This window comes from Streptomyces sp. NPDC001617 (genome assembly GCF_053596855.1).
The window spans coordinates 78137-98388 of the sequence record NZ_JBSFHA010000032.1 but is presented as its reverse complement, the minus strand read 5'-3'; the positions used below and the strand labels follow the sequence as shown (position 1 = coordinate 98388).

General features: G+C 69.9%; 19 protein-coding genes and 1 tRNA gene. 5 read left to right on the top strand and 15 right to left on the bottom strand.

Going from position 1 to position 20252, the window contains the following annotated elements; genetic code table 11:
- Positions 1-50: 50 nt before the first annotated feature.
- Positions 51-124: transfer RNA gene (locus ACWC09_RS24425), tRNA-Met, on the bottom strand.
- A gap of 43 nt (positions 125-167) precedes the next feature.
- On the bottom strand, positions 168-3122 hold the full coding sequence (locus ACWC09_RS24420; protein ID WP_450852702.1) for a UPF0182 family membrane protein: 2955 nt from the start codon (positions 3120-3122) through the stop codon (positions 168-170).
- A gap of 163 nt (positions 3123-3285) precedes the next feature.
- Here ACWC09_RS24420 and ACWC09_RS24415 point away from each other — a divergent pair, with 163 nt between their 5' ends.
- Positions 3286-3828 (top strand): PPA1309 family protein, encoded by a 543-nt coding sequence (locus ACWC09_RS24415; protein ID WP_450852698.1) that lies wholly within the window; start codon positions 3286-3288, stop codon positions 3826-3828.
- A gap of 74 nt (positions 3829-3902) precedes the next feature.
- Here ACWC09_RS24415 and ACWC09_RS24410 read toward each other — a convergent pair whose 3' ends face one another.
- The 4 genes from ACWC09_RS24410 to ACWC09_RS24395 all read right to left on the bottom strand — a co-directional run bounded on the left by ACWC09_RS24410 (position 3903) and on the right by ACWC09_RS24395 (position 7236).
- Positions 3903-5000, bottom strand: coding sequence for a YlbL family protein (locus ACWC09_RS24410; RefSeq protein WP_450852697.1), 1098 nt, complete (start codon positions 4998-5000; stop codon positions 3903-3905).
- A gap of 53 nt (positions 5001-5053) precedes the next feature.
- The gene (locus tag ACWC09_RS24405; RefSeq protein WP_450852696.1) at positions 5054-5218 is read right to left on the bottom strand and encodes a hypothetical protein; all 165 of its coding nucleotides are present in this window, start codon (positions 5216-5218) and stop codon (positions 5054-5056) included.
- A gap of 143 nt (positions 5219-5361) precedes the next feature.
- The gene (locus tag ACWC09_RS24400; protein ID WP_450852695.1) at positions 5362-5823 is read right to left on the bottom strand and encodes a molybdenum cofactor biosynthesis protein MoaE; all 462 of its coding nucleotides are present in this window, start codon (positions 5821-5823) and stop codon (positions 5362-5364) included.
- A 300-nt stretch (positions 5824-6123) separates the two neighbouring features.
- A complete protein-coding gene (locus ACWC09_RS24395) occupies positions 6124-7236 on the bottom strand; it encodes an SDR family oxidoreductase (protein ID WP_450852694.1) in 1113 nt (370 codons plus the stop codon).
- Between the two features lie 192 nt (positions 7237-7428).
- Here ACWC09_RS24395 and ACWC09_RS24390 point away from each other — a divergent pair, with 192 nt between their 5' ends.
- Together ACWC09_RS24390 and ACWC09_RS24385 are read left to right on the top strand one after the other, a co-directional pair.
- Positions 7429-8868: a zinc-dependent metalloprotease gene (locus ACWC09_RS24390; RefSeq protein ID WP_450852693.1), complete on the top strand. Its 1440-nt coding sequence runs from the start codon at positions 7429-7431 to the stop codon at positions 8866-8868.
- On the top strand, positions 8865-9386 hold the full coding sequence (locus ACWC09_RS24385; RefSeq protein WP_450852692.1) for an NUDIX hydrolase: 522 nt from the start codon (positions 8865-8867) through the stop codon (positions 9384-9386). Before ACWC09_RS24390 ends, ACWC09_RS24385 begins: the two co-directional genes overlap by 4 nt.
- A gap of 63 nt (positions 9387-9449) precedes the next feature.
- Here the strand turns inward: ACWC09_RS24385 and ACWC09_RS24380 are convergent, their stop codons facing one another.
- From ACWC09_RS24380 to ACWC09_RS24365, 4 genes are all read right to left on the bottom strand, one after another.
- Complete coding sequence (locus ACWC09_RS24380) at positions 9450-10205, bottom strand: AIM24 family protein (RefSeq protein ID WP_450852691.1); 756 nt, start codon at positions 10203-10205, stop codon at positions 9450-9452.
- 18 nt (positions 10206-10223) lie between these two features.
- A complete protein-coding gene (locus ACWC09_RS24375; protein ID WP_450852690.1) occupies positions 10224-10904 on the bottom strand; it encodes an AIM24 family protein in 681 nt (226 codons plus the stop codon).
- A gap of 11 nt (positions 10905-10915) precedes the next feature.
- Positions 10916-12607 carry a TerD family protein gene (locus tag ACWC09_RS24370; RefSeq protein ID WP_450852689.1) on the bottom strand — a complete coding sequence of 564 codons (1692 nt, stop codon included), beginning with the start codon at positions 12605-12607 and terminating at the stop codon, positions 10916-10918.
- A gap of 123 nt (positions 12608-12730) precedes the next feature.
- A complete protein-coding gene (locus ACWC09_RS24365) occupies positions 12731-13327 on the bottom strand; it encodes a M48 metallopeptidase family protein (protein ID WP_450852688.1) in 597 nt (198 codons plus the stop codon).
- Between the two features lie 311 nt (positions 13328-13638).
- Between ACWC09_RS24365 and ACWC09_RS24360 the strand changes: the two genes are divergently transcribed.
- Positions 13639-14862: a TOMM precursor leader peptide-binding protein gene (locus ACWC09_RS24360; protein ID WP_450852701.1), complete on the top strand. Its 1224-nt coding sequence runs from the start codon at positions 13639-13641 to the stop codon at positions 14860-14862.
- A complete protein-coding gene (locus ACWC09_RS24355; RefSeq protein ID WP_450852687.1) occupies positions 14855-16222 on the top strand; it encodes an ABC1 kinase family protein in 1368 nt (455 codons plus the stop codon). The genes ACWC09_RS24360 and ACWC09_RS24355 overlap by 8 nt, the downstream gene beginning before the upstream one ends.
- A gap of 1 nt (position 16223) precedes the next feature.
- On the opposite strand, the gene ACWC09_RS24350 is transcribed toward ACWC09_RS24355, so the two are convergent.
- The 5 genes from ACWC09_RS24350 to ACWC09_RS24330 form a co-directional block, all read right to left on the bottom strand.
- Entirely contained in the window at positions 16224-16433 is a 210-nt protein-coding gene (locus ACWC09_RS24350) for a hypothetical protein (RefSeq protein ID WP_450852686.1), read from the bottom strand.
- Positions 16434-16569: 136 nt separating this feature from the next.
- Complete coding sequence (locus ACWC09_RS24345) at positions 16570-16893, bottom strand: hypothetical protein (protein ID WP_450852685.1); 324 nt, start codon at positions 16891-16893, stop codon at positions 16570-16572.
- The gene (locus ACWC09_RS24340; RefSeq protein ID WP_356356047.1) at positions 16890-17258 is read right to left on the bottom strand and encodes a WhiB family transcriptional regulator; all 369 of its coding nucleotides are present in this window, start codon (positions 17256-17258) and stop codon (positions 16890-16892) included. Before ACWC09_RS24340 ends, ACWC09_RS24345 begins: the two co-directional genes overlap by 4 nt.
- 175 nt (positions 17259-17433) lie before the next feature.
- Positions 17434-17757, bottom strand: coding sequence for a hypothetical protein (locus tag ACWC09_RS24335; RefSeq protein WP_450852684.1), 324 nt, complete (start codon positions 17755-17757; stop codon positions 17434-17436).
- A 164-nt stretch (positions 17758-17921) separates the two neighbouring features.
- The gene (locus ACWC09_RS24330; RefSeq protein ID WP_450852683.1) at positions 17922-20120 is read right to left on the bottom strand and encodes an ATP-dependent DNA helicase UvrD2; all 2199 of its coding nucleotides are present in this window, start codon (positions 20118-20120) and stop codon (positions 17922-17924) included.
- Positions 20121-20252: the final 132 nt, after the last annotated feature.

Here is a 20252-nt window from a genome sequence, read left to right as displayed (position 1 = left end):
CAAAAACACTAAGGCCCGTACCCTTGATGGATCCGGGCCTTCGACTTCAGTAGCGGGGACAGGATTTGAACCTGCGACCTCTGGGTTATGAGCCCAGCGAGCTACCGAGCTGCTCCACCCCGCGCCGTTGTTCGGCAACCGTATCACGACGCGGGACGGGCATTTGATCAGCCGCTGCCCGAGCTCTTGCTCGGGCTGGGACTGCTGCTCGGGCTGCCGCTCGGACTCGGGGTGCTACTGCCCTTGTTGCCACTGCCGCCACTGGTTTTGTCGGCCTTGGCCTGTGCCTCTTCGGCCCGCTTGAGCGCGTCCTCGAGGTCCTTCTGAGCCTCGCCGTACGCCTTCCAGTCCCCCTTCTTCAGGGCCGTCTGGCCGGCGTCGAAGGCCTTCTGGGCATCGTCGAGCGCCTGCTGGACCGTCGGGTTGCTGGACGTCGGTGGCGTGGTCGTCCCCTGGTCCGGTGGTGGAGTGGTCGAACTCTCCGCTCCGAAGACCTTGTTGAGGGCCTGGTCGAGCGTGTCCTCGAACGCGGTCTTGTCGCCGTAGCTGACCAACACCTTGCGCAGGAGGGGGTACTTGAGTCCACCACCGCGTACGTAGACCGGCTCCACGTACAGCAGTCCTCCGTCGAGCGGCACGGTCAGCAGGTTGCCGTACTCGATGTCGGAGTCGCCGCCCTTGAGCAGCTTGATCGATTCGGCGATGTCCTGTTCGGAGTTGAACTGGCTCTGCACCTGTTTGGGTCCGTCGACCGTCGTGCTCGTCGGCAGTTTCAGGATTCTGATCTTGCCGTAGTCGCTCGATCCCGCCTCGGCGTCGACCGACATGAACGCGCTCAGGTTGTCACGCCCGTTGGGCGTGAACGTCGTCGTCAGCGAGAACGTCTGTGCCGACTGGTCCGGCATCTTCATGCTCAGGTAGTACGGCGGCACCGCGTTGCCCGACTGGTTCGTCGGGTCGTTGGGCACCTGCCACACCTCGCTGCCGGTGAGGAAGGTCTGCGCGTTGGTCACGTGGTAGCGGGTCAGCAGCTCGCGCTGGACCTTGAACAGGTCCTGCGGATAGCGCAGATGGTCCATCAGGGAGTGCGAGATGGCGGTCCTGGGCTTCACCGTGTTCGGGAAGGCCTTCATCCAGGTCTTCAGGACCGGGTCCTTGGTGTCCCACTGGTAGAGCTTGACCTGGCCGGTGTACGCGTCGACGGTCGCCTTCACCGAGTTGCGGATGTAGTTGACCTGGTTCTGCTGGGCCACCACCGCGCGCGAGTTGTTGCTCGCGGTCAGCGAGTCGGCCGTCGTATCGCCGAGGGTCGTACGGGAGGCGTACGGGTATCCGTTCGTCGTCGTGTACGCGTCGACGATCCACTGGATACGGCCGTCCACCACCGCCGGATAGGCGTCGCCGTCGATGGTCAGCCAGGGCGCCACCGCCTCGACGCGCTCCTTGGGCGTGCGGTTGTACAGAATCCGCGAACCCTCGCCGATCGCCCCGGAGTAGAGGATCTGCGGCTCGCTGAACGCCACCGCGTACGCCGCGCGGTTGATCGGGTTGGCGAGGTTGACGCCGCTCTTGCCCTTGTAGCTGGTGGTCTTCTCACCGCTGTCGTCGGAGTAGTCGATCTCCTTCTGGGGACCGCCGACGATCGAGTACGTGGTCGTCTTCTCGCCGTAGTAGATCTGCTGCTTGTACTCCCCCAGGTCACCGGTGGAGGGCAGATCGGACTCGGTGAAGACCGGCTGGCCGTTGGCGTCCGCCGCGGTGCCCTTGGCGGCGACCACGCCGTAGCCGTGGGTGTAGCGGAAGTGGTCGTTGATCCAGTTGTTCTTCGGAATGCCGGCGAGGTTCAGCTCCCGCAGACCGATGACCGTGTCCTGGATCTTGCCGTCCTTGGTGTAGCGGTCGACGTCCAGGTTGGTCGGGAACCCGTAGTAGTTCCTGATCTGCTGGAGCTGCTGGAACGTCGGGGAGACCACGTTCGGGTCCAGGATGCGGATGCTCGCCGTGGAGTCGACGTCGTCGCGCAGCTTGGTCTTGTCCGTGGTCTTGCTGGTGCCCGAGTAGTCGCTGACCTTGGTGTCGTCGATGCCGTACGCCTCGCGCGTCGCCTTGAGGTTCTTCTGGACGTACGGGGCTTCCTTGGCCTGCTCGTTGGGCTGGACCTGGAACTTCTGGACGATCGCCGGGTAGAGACCGCCGATCAGGATCGCCGAGAGCACCATCAGGCCGAAGCCGATCACGGGCAGCTGCCAGGTGCGCCGCCACAGGGTGGCGAAGAACAGCAGCGCGCAGATGACGGCGATGCAGAACAGGATGGTCTTCGCCGGCAGGTACGCGTTGGCGTCGACGTACCTCAGGCCGGTCCAGCTGTCCGTCGCCTTGAAGTCGCTGGACTTCACCGCGAGGCCGTACCGGTCGAGCCAGTACGCGACCGCCTTCAGGGCCACGAAGATGCCGAGCAGCACCGAGAGATGACCGGTCGCGGCGCCGGTGGCACGCGCGCCCGGGGAGGTGATCCTCAGACCGCCGTACAGGTAGTGCGTGAGCGCGGCGGCGATCAGGGAGAGGATCGCGGCGGCGAAGCCGAAGCCGAGCAGGAAGCGGTACCAGGGCAGGTCGAAGGCGTAGAAGGAGACGTCGAGGTGGAACTGCGGGTCCTTCTGGTGGAAGGGCACGCCGTTGACCCACATCAGCCAGGTGCGCCACTGGCTCGACGCCGAGGCACCGGCGATCAGGCCCACCAAGGCGGTGATCCCGAGCAGCAGCCACTTCTTGTACGGCGCGATGCCCATCCGGTAGCGGTCGAGGTTCTGCTGCTCCATCGACATGGCGCTCAGCGGCGGTCGCAGCCGGTGCGCGAGCCAGATGTTGAGGCCGACCGCGAGGGCCATCAGCAGGCCGAAGACGAAGAACAGCCCGATCTTGGTCCACAGGGTGGTGGTGAAGACGGACGAGTACTTCACGGAGCGGTACCAGAGCCAGTCCGTCCAGAAGCCCGCGAACATGGTGAACGCCATGCCGAGCACGGCAAGGACGCCCAGTGTCATGAGCAGGGTCCGGACACGCCGGGACGGGCGGCCCACTCTGATCCGTGGCCCCGTCGGGCCTCCGCCGCGGTCCGGCATCTGGAAAGCCAAGGTGCGCACCTCGAAGTCGCTGTCGGTTCGTCAGGTCCGCGTCTTCACGGACCTTCCGTGGCCCCCCGTGATCGTGGGCCCACACCTATGCAACTTACTCACCGTTTACTCGGTTCCCGATTCCGGCCATGAACGAGGCAGGATTGTGACCATGTCCAACACCCCCATGGCAGCGAACCCGCTCACCCGGGCCGTACTCGAGATCGACGAGTACGCCTCCGGCCTCGGCTGGGACCAGCCCGCCCGCCTTTTCGCCCTCGTCGACACCGCTCGACTGCGGACCCAGGAACCCGCTCTCGCGGCCCAGCTCGGCCTGGAGGACGAACAGGAGTCCACCGGTCTCACCCCGATCGAGCAGGACGAGGTTCCCACGGGCAAGCCGCTCGACGAGTTCCTCGGCACGATCGCCTGGCCCGACGCGGTGGCCGGCTGCGCGCTCACGGTGGAGCGGCTGATGCTGCCGCCGTCCGCGGAGGCGTCGGTCCCGGAGGGCCTGAACGAGAAGAAGCTCACCCAGTGGGTGGCCCAGCACCCGGACCGTCAGGAGGTCCGGATGACGGTGGCGGTCCTGCGCGACGGCACCCGCGAGTCGGCCCTGCGCCTGCGCGACAAGGACACCCCGACGGAGGTCCTCACGGGCGGCGACCTGGTCCCGGGCCTCGCTCAGGCACTGTCGGCGACGTTCGAGGACTGACCTCCTCACGTACGACGACGGGGGCGCCCTCTGCATCGAGGGCGCCCCCGTCGCCGTACCGAACCCGTGCCGTGTCAGCCCTTGGTCGTGCACTTCGGCAGGTCGGCGGTGTCGCCGCTGCGGATGTCCTTCAGCGCGCCGAGGGCGTCGCCGATGGTGTTCACCTTGACCAGCCGCAGCCCGCTCGGGGTGTCCTTGGCGGCGGCCGCGCAGTTCTCGGCGGGCGTCAGAAAGTACTGGGCGCCCTTGCTGCGCGCGCCGACCGTCTTCATCTCGATGCCGCCGATCGGGCCGACCTTGCCGCCGTCGTCGATCGTGCCGGTGCCGGCCACGAACTTGCCGCCGGTGAGGTTGCCCGGGGTGAGCTTGTCGTAGATGCCGAGCGAGAACATCAGACCGGCGCTGGGCCCGCCGACGTCGGCGAGCTTGATGTCGATGGTGAACGGGAAGGTGTGATCGGTCCCCGCCGAGATCCCGACGATGGCCCGCTTCGCGCCACTGTCGTCGGACGTGGCCGTGGTGATCGTGACCTTCGCGGTCTTGGTCGCCGTCTTGTTCGCCTTCTCGGCGGCGGCCTGCTCCTTGGCGGGCACGACGGTGAAGACGACGTCCTGACCGGGCTTGTGCTTGGTCACCAGCTTGGCGACGTCGGTCGGCTCCTTGACGGTCGTACCGTCGACGGCCTTGATGACGTCCCCGGCGTGCAGCTTGCCCTCGGCGGGCGAGTTCTTCACCACCGTGGAGACGATCACCCAGGACTTCACCGGGATGCCGAGCTCCTTGAGAGCCGCCACCTTGGCGCTCTCCTGGGACTGGCTGAACTCCTCGGCGTTCTCCTGGGTCGACTGCTCCTCGGTCTTGCCGTCCGGGTAGAGCGTGTCGTGCGGCACGACCTTGTTGTCATGGGCCAGCCACCCGTACACGGCCTCGACGAGGTTCATCCTGTAGTCGGCACTGGTGACCCGGACCGTGGTCATGTTGAGATGCCCGCTGGCCGCGTAGGTCTTGCGCCCGGAGATCTGCAGCACCGGCTCGCCGTCGTGGTCCCCCAGCGTGTTCACCGTCGGTCCGGGCGACATCTCCGAATACGGCACGGGGAGGAACACACCCGCGCACAGGAGCGCGATCAGCATCAGGGTGGAGGCGAGCATCGTCGCGGTGCGGCGTGGCATGCCACGACAGTACGGGACGCTCCTGTCAGCGGACCGTCAACCCCACCCCTTGCTCAGGTACCGGAGTGGGACTTGTCCATGGCTTCGCGGAAGCGCGCGTACCCGTCGAGCTCGGGTCCGTCGCTGCGGATCTTCCGGGTCCGGTTGGCCCAACTGCCCCACAGACCGGCGGCGATCCCGGCCACCAAGGGAATCAACAACCAGACGAGCGCACCCACGCCGACCTCCCAACCCCGGTGAGCGACCGCAAGAACTGACTGATCAGCAGATTAACCATCCGCACTGACAACGCTCACGCCAGGGGTGCGGTTACGCAACCGGAGGACCGACTCAGGGATTTCACCCGCGTCGGCGGAAGAGCTCAGCAGGCGCCGACCCACTCCTCGGTGCCGTCGGAGAAGGTCTGGTGCTTCCAGATCGGCACCTCGTGCTTGAGATCGTCGATCAGCTTCCGAGAGGCCTCGAAGGCCTCCCCCCGGTGCGGACACGAAACGGCGACGACGACGGCGAGGTCCCCTACCACCAGGTCCCCCACCCGATGCACAGCGGCCAACGCCCGCACCGGATACTCCGCGACGACCTTCTCCGCGATCCGCCGCATCTCGGCCTCGGCGCTGGGGTGGCACGAATACCCGAGCCGATCCACATCGGCACCCCCGTCATGATTCCGCACGGTCCCCACGAACAGCGTGGTTCCCCCGGCCGCGTCGTCCCCGACGGCCCGAAAGACCTCGTCCACGGAGAGCGGCGTCTCACGCACGGCGATGAGCCTGATGGGGTCGTACGCAGCCTGCTCGCCGGGATGGTCGTGGATAGATGCCATGCGCCCATCGTGCCTCACACGTCTGACAACGCGGAATACGACTTTCACCAGTCACGCGCGCGTGCAGCTTTGGAGCGTCCTACAGAACCTCGCGCAAAGACGAAAGACCACCATCCCGAACCCCCACCCTCTCCACACCGGGCCTCTGTATTCCAGCCCGTCCGGCGTTTGAGGACGAGGCCCTTCGGGCCGATGGGGGTCCAGGGGGCGGAGCCCCCTGGACGGGGTCGAAGGGGCGGCAGCCCCTGGGGAGGGGATGGGCAGGGGCGGCGGGGGCGAGAAACCCGGACGCCCGCCCCCTCAGATCCGCCGCCGAGCCTTCCGCGCCCGCCGCACCACGGCCGCCGCACCCAGCAGCGCCACCGTCGCCCCCGCGGCCCCCGCCGCCGTCGCGTCCTTCCGCCCCAGGCGCCGCCCGGCAACCGTGTGCCGCCCGGAGACCTCCTCGAGCAGTTCTGCGAGCACTTCCTCATTGGTCCACTGCGGCCGCCACCCGGCGTCGTGCAGCCGGCTCCCGCTCACCACCCAGGGGTACATCGTGTACGCGAGATCCCCGGCCGGCGAAGGCGTCAGCCCGATCCGGTGCAGCCGAGCCGCGGCGCCGAGCGCGACCGCCGACGGCAGCTCCATCCGCCGGATCCCGCTGAGCTCCTCGACCTCCTCCTGCTCCAGCCACCCGTCACACCCGACCGCGAGCTCCCCCTCGACCTTCTCCACGACGGCGTACTCCAGGGCACTGCACAGGTCCTCGACGTGACAGAACTGCCAGGCAGGCCGCGACCCGGCGACGACAAGCAGCCGAGGCGACTCGAAGTACCTGGTCAGCGCGGTGTCGGTGCCTCCGACCAGAACAGCGGGGCGTACGACGGTGACGTTGAGCCCCGGGTGCGCGCGGGGCGCGCGCCGCGCGAGCCGTTCGATCTCCAGCAGGTCACCCACTCCGGTGGCCTCGGCCGTGGCCCGCAGCTCGGCGTCCTCCGACAACGGCAGCTCGTTGTCCGGCAGCGCCCCGTACACCATCGAGGAGGTGCACAGCACGACCCGGTGGACCCCGGCCGCCGCGGCGGCGGTCAGGACGGTCTGTGTCCCCCGTACGTTGTACGCCGTTCGGGCGGCCGCGTCGGTCTCGAGGTCGAGATCGAGCGCCAGATGCACCACCACATCGGCCCCGCGCAACTTCTCCGCGATGGCCGGATCCCGCACATCGAGGATGTGCCACTGTGCCGCCGCGCACTCGCCGCGCCGCTCGTCGATGGCGATGACCTGCTTGATCTCCTCCGACGCGGCGAGCCGCTCGGTGAGCAGCGCTCCGACGCCGGTCGCGGCACCGGTCACCGCGACGACGGGCCCGCGCACCGTCGGCGGGGTTGCTTCGTTTCGCGCTGCGCGAACCTGCGGATCTGGGGAACTCACCGGGCGTCTCCAGCGGTTGTCTTCAGTAAGAACGCGAGTGACGCGTCCGTACCAGGTGGCATCCATCCTGCCGCAGGCCAAGAGTCGGCGAAGCACCGAGGCCCGAACCGCCCATGGTGTCTACGCTGGGTGGTGTTATCGGGCAGCCGTGCCGTCGGAGACAACCGGCGGCCTTACCAGCCGAGGAATCCCGTGAGTGACACCCCATTCGGATTCGGCCTTCCGCCGGAGGAGCCGGAAGACGGCGACGAGGGCAAGAAGAAGGACCAGCAGAGCGGTGGTGGTCAGGGCCCGGCCAACCCGTTCGGTTTCGGCGGGCTGCCCGGCGCCGGGGGCTTTGGCGGCCCCGGTGCGGACAACCCGCTCGCTGCCATGTTCGGTTCGCTGAACCCCACCGACCTGGGCGCCGCCTTCCAGCAGCTGGGCCAGATGCTCTCGTACGAGGGCGGCCCGGTGAACTGGGACATGGCCAAGCAGATCGCCCGTCAGACGGTCTCCCAGGGCACGTCGGACGGCACGAAGGACGCGAGCGTCGGCCCGGCCGAGCGCACCGCGGTCGAGGAGGCCGTCCGCCTGGCCGACCTGTGGCTGGACGACGCCACCTCCCTGCCGTCCGGCGCCGCCTCCGCCGTCGCGTGGTCGCGCGCGGAGTGGGTCGAGGCGACCCTGCCCGCCTGGCAGGAGCTGGTCGACCCGGTCGCCGAGCGCGTGGGCGCGGCGATGGGCGACGTCCTGCCGGAGGAGATGCAGGCCATGGCCGGCCCGCTGATCGGCATGATGCGCTCCATGGGCGGCGCCATGTTCGGCACGCAGATCGGGCAGGCCGTCGGCGTGCTCGCCGGCGAGGTCGTCGGCTCGACCGACGTCGGCCTGCCGCTCGGCCCGGCCGGCAAGGCCGCGCTGCTGCCGGTGAACATCGAGTCGTTCGGCAAGGACCTGGGCGTGCCGAAGGAGGAGGTGCGGCTGTATCTCGCCCTGCGCGAGGCCGCCCACCAGCGTCTCTTCGCGCACGTGCCGTGGCTGCGCTCGCACCTGTACGGCGCGGTCGACGGCTACGCGCGCGGCATCAAGGTCGACACCGCCAAGCTGGAGGACGTGGTCGGCCAGTTCGACCCGCAGAACCCCGAGCAGCTGCAGGACGCCCTCCAGCAGGGCATGTTCCAGCCGGAGGACACGCCCGAGCAGAAGGCGGCCCTGGCCCGTCTGGAGACGGCCCTTGCGCTCGTGGAGGGCTGGGTGGACGCGGTGGTCCACGCGGCCGCGAAGCCGCGCCTGTCGTCCGCGGACGCGCTGCGTGAGACCCTGCGCCGCCGCCGTGCGACGGGCGGCCCGGCGGAGCAGACGTTCGCCACGCTGATCGGCCTGGAGCTGCGTCCGCGCCGTCTCCGCGACGCCTCCCGCCTGTGGGCCTCGCTCACGGACGCGCGCGGGGTCGACGGCCGCGACGCCCTCTGGTCCCACCCGGACATGCTCCCCACCGCCTCCGACCTGGACGACCCGGACGGCTTCGTCCACCGCGAGCAGCTGGACTTCTCCGAGCTGGACAAGATGCTCGGCGAGGCGGCGGGCGGCTCCACCGAGAAGCGGAATCTCAAGAAGGACGAGGACGACAAGGACGACGACACCGAGTGAGCCTGTACGACGACGCGGTCCTCGTACTCAAGGGCTACGAGGGCCAGGAGGAGCTGCGCCAGGCCTATCTGGACCATCTGGCGGCCCGTCCGGACGGCATGTGGAAGGCCTGCCAGGCGGGCCACATCACGGCGAGCGCCCTGGTGATCGATCCGTCGCGGGACCGCGTTCTGCTGACGCTTCACAAGAAGCTGCAGATGTGGCTGCAGATGGGCGGTCACTGCGAGCCGGAGGACACCTCCCTGGAGGCCGCGGCCCTGCGCGAGGCCACCGAGGAGTCGGGCATCAGCGGTCTGACGCTGCTGCCGGGCGGCCCGGTCCGCCTGGACCGCCACCCGATCCCGGCCCCCTGCCACTGGCACTTCGACGTCCAGTACGCGGTCGTGGCCCCTCCCGGCGCCGTCCAGGAGATCAGCGACGAGTCCCTCGACCTGCGCTGGTTCGCGTACGACGAGGTGGCGTCCGTAGCGGACGAATCGGTCGTAAGACTGCTGGAGGCGACACGCGCCAGGCTCTGAGCCCGGCCATGGGCAAGGGGCGCCCGCACCGGCGAGCGCCCCTTACCTCTGCCTGCTGGGCCCTCAGCTCCAGACGTTCCCCTGGTTCTGCGCCCGAGCCCCGTGCTGCCCCATGCCGTACTGCGCGGCGAGGCCCGAACCGATCTGGGCGTTCTGCGGCGGCAGCAGCTCGCTCGGCTGGACCAGCGCGAAGCCGCTGCCCATGAAGCTGAGCTCCCAGCCCTCGCCGGTGTTGCCCCGGCGCCGCCACACCCCGGAGGAGTGCGTCTGCGCCTGCATCTGCACGCGCAGCCCGGTCGACCAGGCGACGATCGCGTCGGCGTCGCAGTTGACGTACTTGTCCGGCGTGACCTGCATCATCAGCGGGGCGCCGGACGTCATCAGGGCGACCTTGCCGCGGCCCGTGATGTTGAGCTGGTACTTCCCGGAGCCGGAGATGCCGTAAAGACTGTCGACGGCGATGACCTCGTGGTGCAGCGAGGAGTCCATCGCGAGGACGTAGCTGCTGTCGACGGTCAGGCCGTCCTGCTCCACGTCCACCACATGGATGTGCTGGGCGAGGTTGGCGAAGTAGACCGTGCCCTGCCCGTGGCAGCGCATCAGGCTGAGACCCTCACCGGTGTACGCACGCGCGCGTGCCTGGTTGGTGCTCTGGTACTCGGCGTCGAACTCGACGAGCCCCTGATAGGCGACCATGGTGCCCTTGCGGGCCAGGATGTCGTCGTGGCCCGTGAGGGCGACCCGCAGCAGCTGCTTGTTCTGCAGGCTGTAGCGCTCCTGGGACTGCGAGTCGTTCAAGGCGAAAAGCGGACTCTGCATGGCGTTTCTGGCTCCCCCTCAGCCCCGGAACCGGAGGCGGTCGGTGCTGTCCTCGCTGGGCTGGACGACGACGATGCCCTGACCGGAGAAGGCCATCTGGTAGGCCTCGCCGCTGCCGCGGCCGATCAGCGACTGCGCCTTGAAGCTGCGCTTGCCCTTCACCTTGAGGTTCGGGGACCAGGCGACGAGCGCGTCCGGGTCGACGTAGGTCTCGTCCTCGCCACCGCCGCAGTCGACGACGATCGGCTTGCCCCGGGAGGTCAGCGCGACCCAGCCCTGCCCGGAGATCTTCGTGTTCCACAGTCCCTGTCCGGCGAACTTCGCGAGCCCCTTGACCCGCTCGACACCCCAGGTGAGGTGGGCATCGAAGGCGAGCAGGTTGGTGGCGTTGACAGAGATGCCGTCGCCGTTGAGGTTGATGACGACGACGTTCGCGCCGTAGTCGGCGAGGTAGAGCAGTCCGTCGCCGGAGCACTTCATCAGGGGCGCGCCCTCGCCGGTCATCCAGTCACGGGCGATCTGGCGCACGGCCGGCGGGTTGGGCTCGTACTGGACGAAGCCCTCGTAGGCGATCATGGACCCCACGCGCGCGAAGAGGTCCTGCCCGCTCTGCATGGCGACCTTGAGCATGTGGTCGCCGTGGTTCTCCATACGGGCGGTGACGGGTGCGGGGGCGTAGCCCGCGAGCGGCTGGTTCATGACGGGCTCCCTCAGACCTCGTACGGCTGGACGACGATGAAGTTGCCGGGGGCTCCCCGGAACTGCAAGTTGACGCTCTCGCCGGTGTCGCCCGGGTAGGCATTGCGCCGCATACGGACCTGGCTGGAGACGATCACCTGGGAGGCTGCCGACCAGGCGACCACCGCGTTGGCGTCGGCGAACGTCGTGGGCGTGACGGGCAGCACCACGGGCGTGCCGTGCGTCTTGACGACGATGGTGCCGGTCCCCTGGAACTGCATCGTGAACAGGGCGCCCCCGGGGATGCCGTGTCCCTCGATGCGCCGGACCTCGTACTGGAGGCTCTCGTCGAAGGCGAGGACGCTCTCGGCGGAGACACAGATCGCGTCGCCCTGGAGCTCGATGGGGTGCAGATAGGTGGCGTTCTCGGCGAGGAACACCTGCCCCTGGCCGGTGCAGCGCATCAGCTGCATCTCCTGGCCGGTCGCGTTGCCCACGATCCGGCCGGCGAAGCCCGCGCCCTTGTAGCCGAAGTCGACCTTGCCCTGGTAGAGCACCATGCTGCCCTGACGGGCGAGCACGGGCTGGCCGCCCATGCCGAGGTCGACGCGGACGAGCTTGCTGTTCTGCAGGGTCCAGCGCTGCCCGGTGGGCGTCTCCTTGAACATCGACAGCGCTGCGGTCACTCCGGCACCGCCCTGGGGGACGCCGTACCCGCCCGGCTGCTGGCCTGGGACCTGGCCGGGGGGCGGCTGCTGACCGTAGCCGGGGGGCGCGGTCGGCTGACCGTAGCCGGGCGGCGGGGCCGGGGCGTGGGGCGCCGGTGGCTGGCCGTATCCGGGCGGCGGCGCCATCTGGCCGGGCGGCTGTCCGTACGGCTGCTGCTGGGGCGGCTGGCCGTACGGGGTGGGCGCCGGCCCCGGAGGGGGCACGGGGGCGCCACCGGGCGGGGCCATGGGCGCGACGATGGTGGGCGCGGCGTGCACGTTCGGGACGGGCGCGGGCGCGCCGGGCGGGGGCGGAGTCGCACCCGGGGGCGGGGCGAAGCCCTGCGGAGCCGGAGCAGGAGCCGGAGCAGGGACGGGAGCCGGCGCTGGAGCAGCTGGGGCGGCCGGGGCGCCGAACGCGGGCGGTGCGAAGCCGGGAGCGGCGCCGGACTGCGGCTGCTGCGGGGCAGGCGCGGCGGGCGCCTCCTCTTCCATGACCTCGCCGCCGAAGTTCTTCAGCAGCGCCTCCAGGCCGCCGTCGAAGCCCTGGCCGACGGCCGCGAACCGCCAGACGTCCTTCAGGTAGAAGTCGCCCAGCATCACGGCCCGTTCGGTGGTGAACTCGGAGCCGTTGAAGGCGTACCGGGCCACCTCCTCGCCGCCCGCGACGATCCGGACGTATCCGGGGGCGACCTGTGACATCTGCCCGGCGCCGTCGATGGTCGCCGTGAACGACAACTTCTGGATCTGCGGCGGGATCTTGTCCAGCGTGATCCGGAAGGACTCCGTGTCACCGGCCTGGGCTCCGAGGAGCTGGATGGACTCCTCGGGGGACTTCGGCTGATTGAAGAAGATGAAGTAGCGGTCGTCCGAGAGCCGTTCGTCGGCGTCGAGGCCGAAGCAGCTGATGTCGAACGTCAGTCCGGGGCCGCTGATCTGCACGCCTACGTACAGATCGGTGCCCGCGGTGAGGTCACTGATCCTGGCCTTGTGGCCGCGTTGGAATTCCCTGGCCATGCGTAACGACCGTCCCCCATCCCGAATGCGAGTGCGTCGCGCCAGGCTAACGGCAAACTCCGACATCGCATGAAGCCGGTACAGACCCGGTACACAACACCCGTGCGTGGCCGGAAGCGGTCGTCACTCCCCGCGAGCGCCCGGAAGATGCGGCAACCGTTCGGCGGCGACCACTCCTTCGAGATAGCCCCGGGCCCGCTCGGTGCGCGGATAGGCCTCCAACAGCCGCCAGAAACGGGGCCCGTGCCCCGGCACCAGCAGATGCGCCAGCTCGTGGACGAGGACGTAGTCGACGACGTATTCCGGCATGCCCTGCAGCCGGTGCGACAGGCGGATACTGCCCTCGGACGGGGTGCACGAGCCCCAGCGGGTGTTCTGGTTGGTGACCCAGCGCACCGAGGTGGGCCGCGCCCGGCCGTCGAAGTACTGCGCGGACAACCGCTCGGCGCGCTCGGCCAGTTCGGCGTCGCCGAGGACCCGTTTGCTCTCCTGCGCGGCCAGCTTGTCGAGCATGACAGTGACCCAGCGCTGTTCCTCCGCCTCGGACATCCGGGCAGGGATGAGTACGACGGTGCGATCGCCCTCGCGGTACGCGGATACCGTCCGGCGTCGCCGGGCACTCCTGCGAACCTCGATCGCGCTCGCCCCCGAGCCGCTCGGCGGCTGGCTCGTCGTGCTGCGCTGTGGCATTCCGGCGCTGTGCAGTGGGTCGGCGGGCACGCCCCGACGTTACCCGCTGCACACGGGGGAAGTCCCGCCTCCCGGACGGTTCCGTCTCGATCCCCCACCGAGCGTTTGATTTGTACGACGAATACCCACCGCCTGTGGACAACTTTCGGCAGCCGCCGCCCGGTCCGGGCATGCTGGGTCCCGCCGGGGAAGCCGCGATCGCCCGTCGACCGACCATCGACCGACCGCCGGGCGGTCACCGACCGAATCTTCACCGGCGGACGGGGATGTTCTCTCAGGGCTACGGGGGCCTGTTCATGGATGCAATCGAATCGACGTGCGCGGCGGACGGGACGGCCGCGATCGCTCCACTGGTGAAACCCGCGCTCCGGCGCGGCTGGCGTGATCTCAACACGGTGCAGTTCGGGATGACTCCGGCGCACGCGATGACGCTGGGTCCGATGGACCCGGCGACGAGCAGCTTTCTCGATCTGCTCAACGGCACCCGCGGGCTGTCGCTGCTGCGCGAGGAGGGGCGCCGCATGGATCTCCCCGACGGCCATGTCGACATGCTGGTGGAGCGGCTGGAGCGAGCCGGCCTCCTGGACGACGCGAAGGGAGGCGGTCCGGCCGCCGACGCCCTGCGCGGCAAGAAGGACGTCCTCGACCGGCTGCGTCCCGACCTCGCCTCGCTGTCCCTGCTCACCACCGAGCCGGGCGACGCGATGGGGCGCCTGGCCGCCCGCCGCTCGCTGCGGGTGCAGGTGCGCGGCGCGGGCCGGGTGGGTGCGCTGCTGGCCTCACTGCTGGCGGCCGCGGGGGTCGGCGAGGTCGACGTCCGGGACATCGGCCGCGTCGAGCGGTGGGACGTCACGCCGGGCGGACTGCCCGCCGAATCGATCGGCGCGCGCAGGGACGAGGCCGCCCGCCAGGCCGTACGCCGCTCCGCACCGGACCGCCGACCGCGCCGCAGCCCCACGACACCGCCCTCGGACGGCGACCCCGGCTTCTCGCTGGTGATCCTGGCCCCGCGCGACGACGTCTCCGTCCATGCACCGGCACCGTCCGCCGCCGAGACCCTCGTCACCTCGGGTACGCCCCATCTGTACGCCGGTGTGGTGGAAGCGACCGGCGTCGTCGGCCCCCTCGTCCTGCCCGGCGAGACGGGTTGTGCGGGCTGTCTGCACGAGGGGCGCACGGACCGGGATCCGGCCTGGCCCCGCCTGGTCACGCAGTGGCGCTCGGGTGCGGGCAGGTCACGGCAGGTGCGGCCCTGCGACCTGACGCTGGCCACGACGGTGGCCGGGCTGGCGGCGGCACACGCGCTCGCGTTCCTCGACGGTCATCTCCCGGCGAGCGCCGGCGCCCGCTGGGAGGTCTCGCTGCCCGGGCTGAACTGGCATGCCCGGCCGGTCTGGGCGCATCCGGCATGCCCGTGCGGGGCGACGGAGAAGGTAAGTAAGGGAGAACACATCGCCGAGGACGGGGATTCGCACGAGACAATGGCGGGGCAGCGGTCGCCGAAGGCGTTGTGCCGTAAGGCAGACGCGGCGCGGCCGGCAGGGACTTGGAGGGCGCATGTCTGATCTTCCCCGCAAGGCGGTCACCCGGACCGCCAAGCTCGCCGCGCTCCCGCTCGGCTTCGCCGGGCGGGCGACCTGGGGACTGGGCAAGCGGATCGTCGGCGAGTCCGCGGAGATCGTCGGCCGCGAGCTGCAACAGCGCACGGCGGAGCAGCTGTTCAAGGTGCTCGGCGAGCTCAAGGGCGGTGCGATGAAGTTCGGCCAGGCCCTGTCCGTCTTCGAGTCGGCCCTGCCGGAGGAGGTCGCCGGCCCCTACCGTGCGGCGCTGACGAAGCTGCAGGAGGCGGCCCCGCCGATGCCCACGCGCACCGTGCACGGGGTGCTCGGCGAGCGGCTCGGCGAGGGCTGGCAGGACCTGTTCCTGGAGTTCGAGGACAAGCCGGCCGCGGCGGCCTCGATCGGCCAGGTGCACCGAGGGGTGTGGCAGGACGGCCGCGAGGTGGCGGTCAAGGTGCAGTACCCGGGAGCCGGCGAGGCACTCCTGTCTGATTTGAACCAACTAAGCCGTTTCGCCCGCCTTCTGGGTCCGCTCATCCCTGGCATGGACATCAAGCCCCTGATCGCGGAGCTCAAGGACCGTGTCTCGGAGGAGCTCGACTACGGGCTGGAGGCCCAGGCCCAGCAGGCGCATGCCGAGGAGTTCGCGGACGACCCGGACGTCGTGGTGCCGGCGGTGGTCCACCAGTGCGACCAGGTTCTGATCACGGAGTGGATGGACGGCATCCCGCTCTCGGAGATCATCGCGGACGGCACCACGGAACAGCGCGACCGCGCAGGCCAGCTCCTGGCCCGCTTCCTCTTCTCCGGCCCGGCCCGAACCGGCCTCCTGCACGCCGACCCGCACCCGGGCAACTTCCGCCTGCTGCCCGGCGGCCCGGACGGCGAGGACGACTGGCGCCTGGGCGTCCTCGACTTCGGCACGGTCGACCGCCTCCCCGGCGGTCTGCCGACCCCGATCGGCGACTCCCTGCGCATGACCCTCGACGGGGAGGCGGAGGCCGTCTACGAACTCCTCTGCGAGGAGGGCTTCGTCAAGGACTCCATAGAGCTGGACCCCGCGGCCGTCCTCGACTACCTCCTGCCGATCATCGAACCGGCCCGTGCCGACGAGTTCACCTTCACCCGCGGCTGGATGCGCAGCCAGGCGGCCCGCGTCGCCGACCCCCGCTCCCCCGCCCACCAACTGGGCAAGCAACTGAACCTGCCCCCCGCCTACCTCCTGATACACCGGGTGACGCTGAGCACGATCGGCGTGCTGTGCCAGCTGGGGGCGACGGTACGGCTGCGCGAGGAACTGGAGGAGTGGCTGCCGGGGTTCCTGTTCGAGGAGGACATGGAGGACGAGTCGGCCGCGGAGGCCTGACCTACCACCAGGCCGAGTCCAGCCGCCCCTCGATCGCTCTGAGGTTCTCCCGGGAGCAGCTGTCGCAAATGTACTGCCGGGTGCCGTCCTCCACGGAGAAGGTCCAGGTGGGCTGCGGGGTTTCGGCCCAGGTGCCGCAGCGGGCGCACACCAAGGGCTGCGGCTCCGCCGGGGAGCCCGGGTCGTCACTGCCTCCGGGAAGACTCGTCACCCGGTGACGATAACTCCGTGGTCGGCCGTTCGGCGGTCACAACGCACCGCGGGGGCCGGTCCGTTCGGACGGACCGGCCCCCGCGGGGAGCTGACGCCTCCCGGGTTCGGGAGGCCACCGCTTCAGGTGTGATGGGTTACTGCATGACCGCCATGGCGAGCGCCCGGCGGGCGCGCAGCGAGGCGCGCTCCGCTCGGCGCTGCATCCTGCGGGCGGCCGCCAGGCGCACGGCCCGGCGTTCCCGCTCGGCCTCATGCAGCCGCTCGTGCATATGCGCACGAGCCAGGGCTTCTGGGATGAGTTGCATCTCTCGGGTCCTGTTCTGACGCGAACCGGTCACGCCGGTCGTGGTGAGGTCTTCGATCGCGGAGCCGGTGGGCTCGTAAGTGGACGGCTTCATCGGGGCCTGCTTCTTGGGGTCGTTCGTGAGGGGGCGGTCGATCGTTCCTGCGGTGTTCATGCCGTGACCGGGTTCTTGCGCGGGCGACCACGGGGCCGCTTCCGGGCGACGACGACACCCTGGACGAACAGCTCGCCACCCCAGACGCCCCAGGGCTCACGCCGCTCCTTGGCGCCGGCGAGGCAGGCCTCGATCAGCGGGCAGGTGCGGCAGAGGGACTTGGCGTACTCGACGTCCGCCGGCGACTCGGCGAAGAAGACCTCCGGGTCGTAGGAACGGCAGGGGACGGGTACGCCGAGGCTCTCGATGGCGTCGTCGAGCGCGGTGAGCGCGGTGAGCGGAGTCAAGGTGGAGTCCTCCGTGAGGCCGGGCGGGGGGATCGTTTCGGAAGGCGGTACGGACGGGGCGTGCGCTTCGAGTTGCACGGTTGGTCTTCCTCGTCTGGTCGTGCCGGCCCTGTTGGGCCGGTTGGCGGCTGGTACCGGGTTCTGCTGTTGTCCCGAGGCCCCTTCGCTCCGTCGTCCCCGTTCGGGGAAAACAGAAGGGCCGCGGATCCCGGATGGGGTTCCGCGGCCCTGAAGGCGCCGGCCTGATCGCCGATCAGGCTGGATCACTCCAGGGTTCTGGCCCACGGAAGGCCCACATCAGGTGGTGCTGCTTCGTCTGCTTCCGGCCTCCGGCACCGGCCGCCGTAAAGGCATAGGCCTGCGCCTGCGCCGCTACTGCTTCCAGTGCCTTCGTCGGTCGCTCATTGCGCTCACGGATGGGAAGACCCGTGAGAGACACGGAGGACGCCGGACGCACGGCAGCGATGCCGGACAGACCGGTGCCCGGGTTCGAGGCGCCGAGCATGCACAGGGAGACGACGACCGAGCGATCGGTCATTTTGACGATGCTGGTGGAGCTGCTGTTGATGCTGATCACTGGACTCGCCTCCTCTCGGCGCTTCGGGGACTGGGGTGAACCAGTCCGACGGATATGCAAGTAGAACACGGAATCAGGGCCTCCGAGAAGGCCTCTGTCCCCGTGGCTAAGAACCTATGGGGATTGCTGGGGCATGCGCAAACTATTTTTTCGACGAGTTCAGATCAGTCCTTCTCGTCGTCTCCTCCAAGGACTTGGCCTGCGCAGATGGCCAGAACATCCGCTCCGTAGCGGTTGAGCTTGCGCTGTCCGACCCCGGGGATCCGCGCCAACTCGTGCTCGTCGTCGGGGACGGCCTCGGCGATCGCCACCAGTGTCTTGTCGGTGAAGACGCAGAAGGCGGGCTGTCCGCTGCGCTGCGCCTGGTCCGCCCGCCACTCCCGCAGCCGCTCGTACAGGCCCTCGTCCATGTCGGAGGGGCAGTCCTCGCAGCGCATCAGCTTCATCTCGCCGGCGTCGGTGAGCGTGCGCCCGCAGACCCGGCAGCGGGCCGGGGTGCGCTGGGTGCGGCGCGGGGGGGCGATGCCCGGTCTACCGGTGAAGCCACGCTCGACGCCTCCGGCACCGCCCACCGCGGTACGGCCGGCGGTGGCCGTGGAGCCGGGCCGCAGGCCGTCCAGGAAGCGGCTGGGGCGACGGTTCGGGCGGCCGCCGGGCGAGCGGGACAGCGCCCAGGAGACGTGCAGGCGCTCGCGGGCGCGGGTGACGCCGACATAGAGGAGGCGGCGCTCCTCCTCGATCTGCTCGTCGGTCTTCGCGTAGGTGATCGGCATCATGCCCTCGGCGACACCGACCAGGAACACGACGTCCCATTCGAGGCCCTTGGCCGAGTGCAGGGAGGCCAGGGTGACGCCCTGCACGGTCGGGGCGTGCTGGGCGCCGGCCCGTTCGTCCAGTTCGGCGACGAGGTCGGCGAGGGTGGCGCCGGGTTTGGCGACGGCGAAGTCTTGCGCCAGGTTCACCAGGGCCGCGAGGGACTCCCAGCGCTCTCTGACGGCGCCTGAGCCGGCCGGGGGCCGCGGAGTCCAGCCCTCGCCCGAGAGCACGGCACGCACCTGGGAGGGCAGGTCGACGGCGTCGTCCAGGAGGGAGTCATTGCCGCCGAAGCGGGCCGCCCCACGCAGGGCGACGCCCGCCTTGCGGACCTCGGGGCGGTCGAAGAACCGCTCGGCGCCCCGCAGTTGGTAGGGCACTCCGGCGTCGGCGAGGGCCTGCTCGTAGGTCTCCGACTGGGAGTTGGTGCGGAACAGGATGGCGATCTCGCTCGCCGGGACGCCCGCGTCGATCAGTTCGCGGATGCGGCGGGCTGCGCCCTCTGCCTCGGCGGGCTCGTCGGTGAACTCGGTGTAGCGGGGCTCGGGGCCCGCCTCGCGCTGGGAGACGAGCTCCAGGCGGTGGTCGGCCGCGCGACCGCGGGCCTGGGAAAGGAGGCCGTTGGCGAGGTGGACCACCTGGGGGGTGGAGCGGTAGTCGCGGACCAGCTTGACGACGGTGGCGCCGGGGTGGCGGGCGCGGAAGTCGAGGAGGTGGTCGGGGGTCGCCCCGGTGAACGAGTAGATCGTCTGGCTGGCATCGCCGACCACGCACAGGTTGTCCCGCTCGCCGAGCCACAGCTCCAGGAGCCGCTGCTGGAGGGGGCTGACGTCCTGGTACTCGTCGACGACGAAGTGCTGGTACTGGGCCCGGACCTGCTCGGCGATGTCGTGCCGGTCCTGGAGGACGGCGACGGTCAGCAGCAGGACGTCCTCGAAGTCGATGACGGAGCGGTCCCGCTTGAGATCCTCGTAGACCGAGTAGAGCTGGGCGATCTCGGCCGGGTCTCGGGGAGTGTCACGGCCGGCCTTGGCGGCGGCCGCCGCGTAGTCGGCGGGGACGGTCTGGGTGACCTTGGACCACTCGATCTCGCCGGTGACGTCCCGCAGCTCGCCCCGGTCGAGGCGGATGTGGCAGGCGGCCGCCGCGTCGGCGACGAGCTGGATCTTGCGGTCGACGAGCCGGGGCATGGAGCCGCCGATCGCTTTCGGCCAGAAGTACTGGAGCTGGCGCAGGGCGGCCGAGTGGAAGGTGCGCGCCTGGACACCGGCGGCACCGAGCTGGCGCAGCCGGCCGCGCATCTCCCCCGCGGCCCGGTTGGTGAACGTGACGGCCAGCACACTGGAAGGCTGAAGAATCCCGGCGCGCACCCCGTAGGCGATGCGGTGGGTGATCGCCCGGGTCTTGCCGGTGCCGGCACCCGCCAGTACGCACACCGGACCGTGCAGGGCGGTGGCCACCTCGCGCTGCTCGGGGTCGAGCCCTTCGAGCACCGCGTCGGCCGAGTCCGGTACCTGCGGGAAGAGCGTGGAGTGCGTTGCTGCTGTCACACCGCCATGCTGCCAGGTCGCCGGAGACGGGTGCGGCGGTTGTCCACAGGCAGACACCTCTTGTCGTACTAATGCGGCAGGCGTCACGTGCGGCCGGGCCCCGCGTGTGGGAATGGTGGCCCTTCCAAGTAC

Coding starts and splice junctions, on each gene's coding strand:
- ACWC09_RS24420 (WP_450852702.1), bottom strand. CDS start 3,122: ATGCCGGACCGCGGCGGAGGCCCGACGGGGCCACGGATCAGAGTGGGC.
- ACWC09_RS24415 (WP_450852698.1), top strand. CDS start 3,286: ATGTCCAACACCCCCATGGCAGCGAACCCGCTCACCCGGGCCGTACTC.
- ACWC09_RS24410 (WP_450852697.1), bottom strand. CDS start 5,000: ATGCCACGCCGCACCGCGACGATGCTCGCCTCCACCCTGATGCTGATC.
- ACWC09_RS24400 (WP_450852695.1), bottom strand. CDS start 5,823: ATGGCATCTATCCACGACCATCCCGGCGAGCAGGCTGCGTACGACCCC.
- ACWC09_RS24380 (WP_450852691.1), bottom strand. CDS start 10,205: ATGCAGAGTCCGCTTTTCGCCTTGAACGACTCGCAGTCCCAGGAGCGC.
- ACWC09_RS24375 (WP_450852690.1), bottom strand. CDS start 10,904: ATGAACCAGCCGCTCGCGGGCTACGCCCCCGCACCCGTCACCGCCCGT.
- ACWC09_RS24370 (WP_450852689.1), bottom strand. CDS start 12,607: ATGGCCAGGGAATTCCAACGCGGCCACAAGGCCAGGATCAGTGACCTC.
- ACWC09_RS24355 (WP_450852687.1), top strand. CDS start 14,855: ATGTCTGATCTTCCCCGCAAGGCGGTCACCCGGACCGCCAAGCTCGCC.
- ACWC09_RS24345 (WP_450852685.1), bottom strand. CDS start 16,893: ATGAACACCGCAGGAACGATCGACCGCCCCCTCACGAACGACCCCAAG.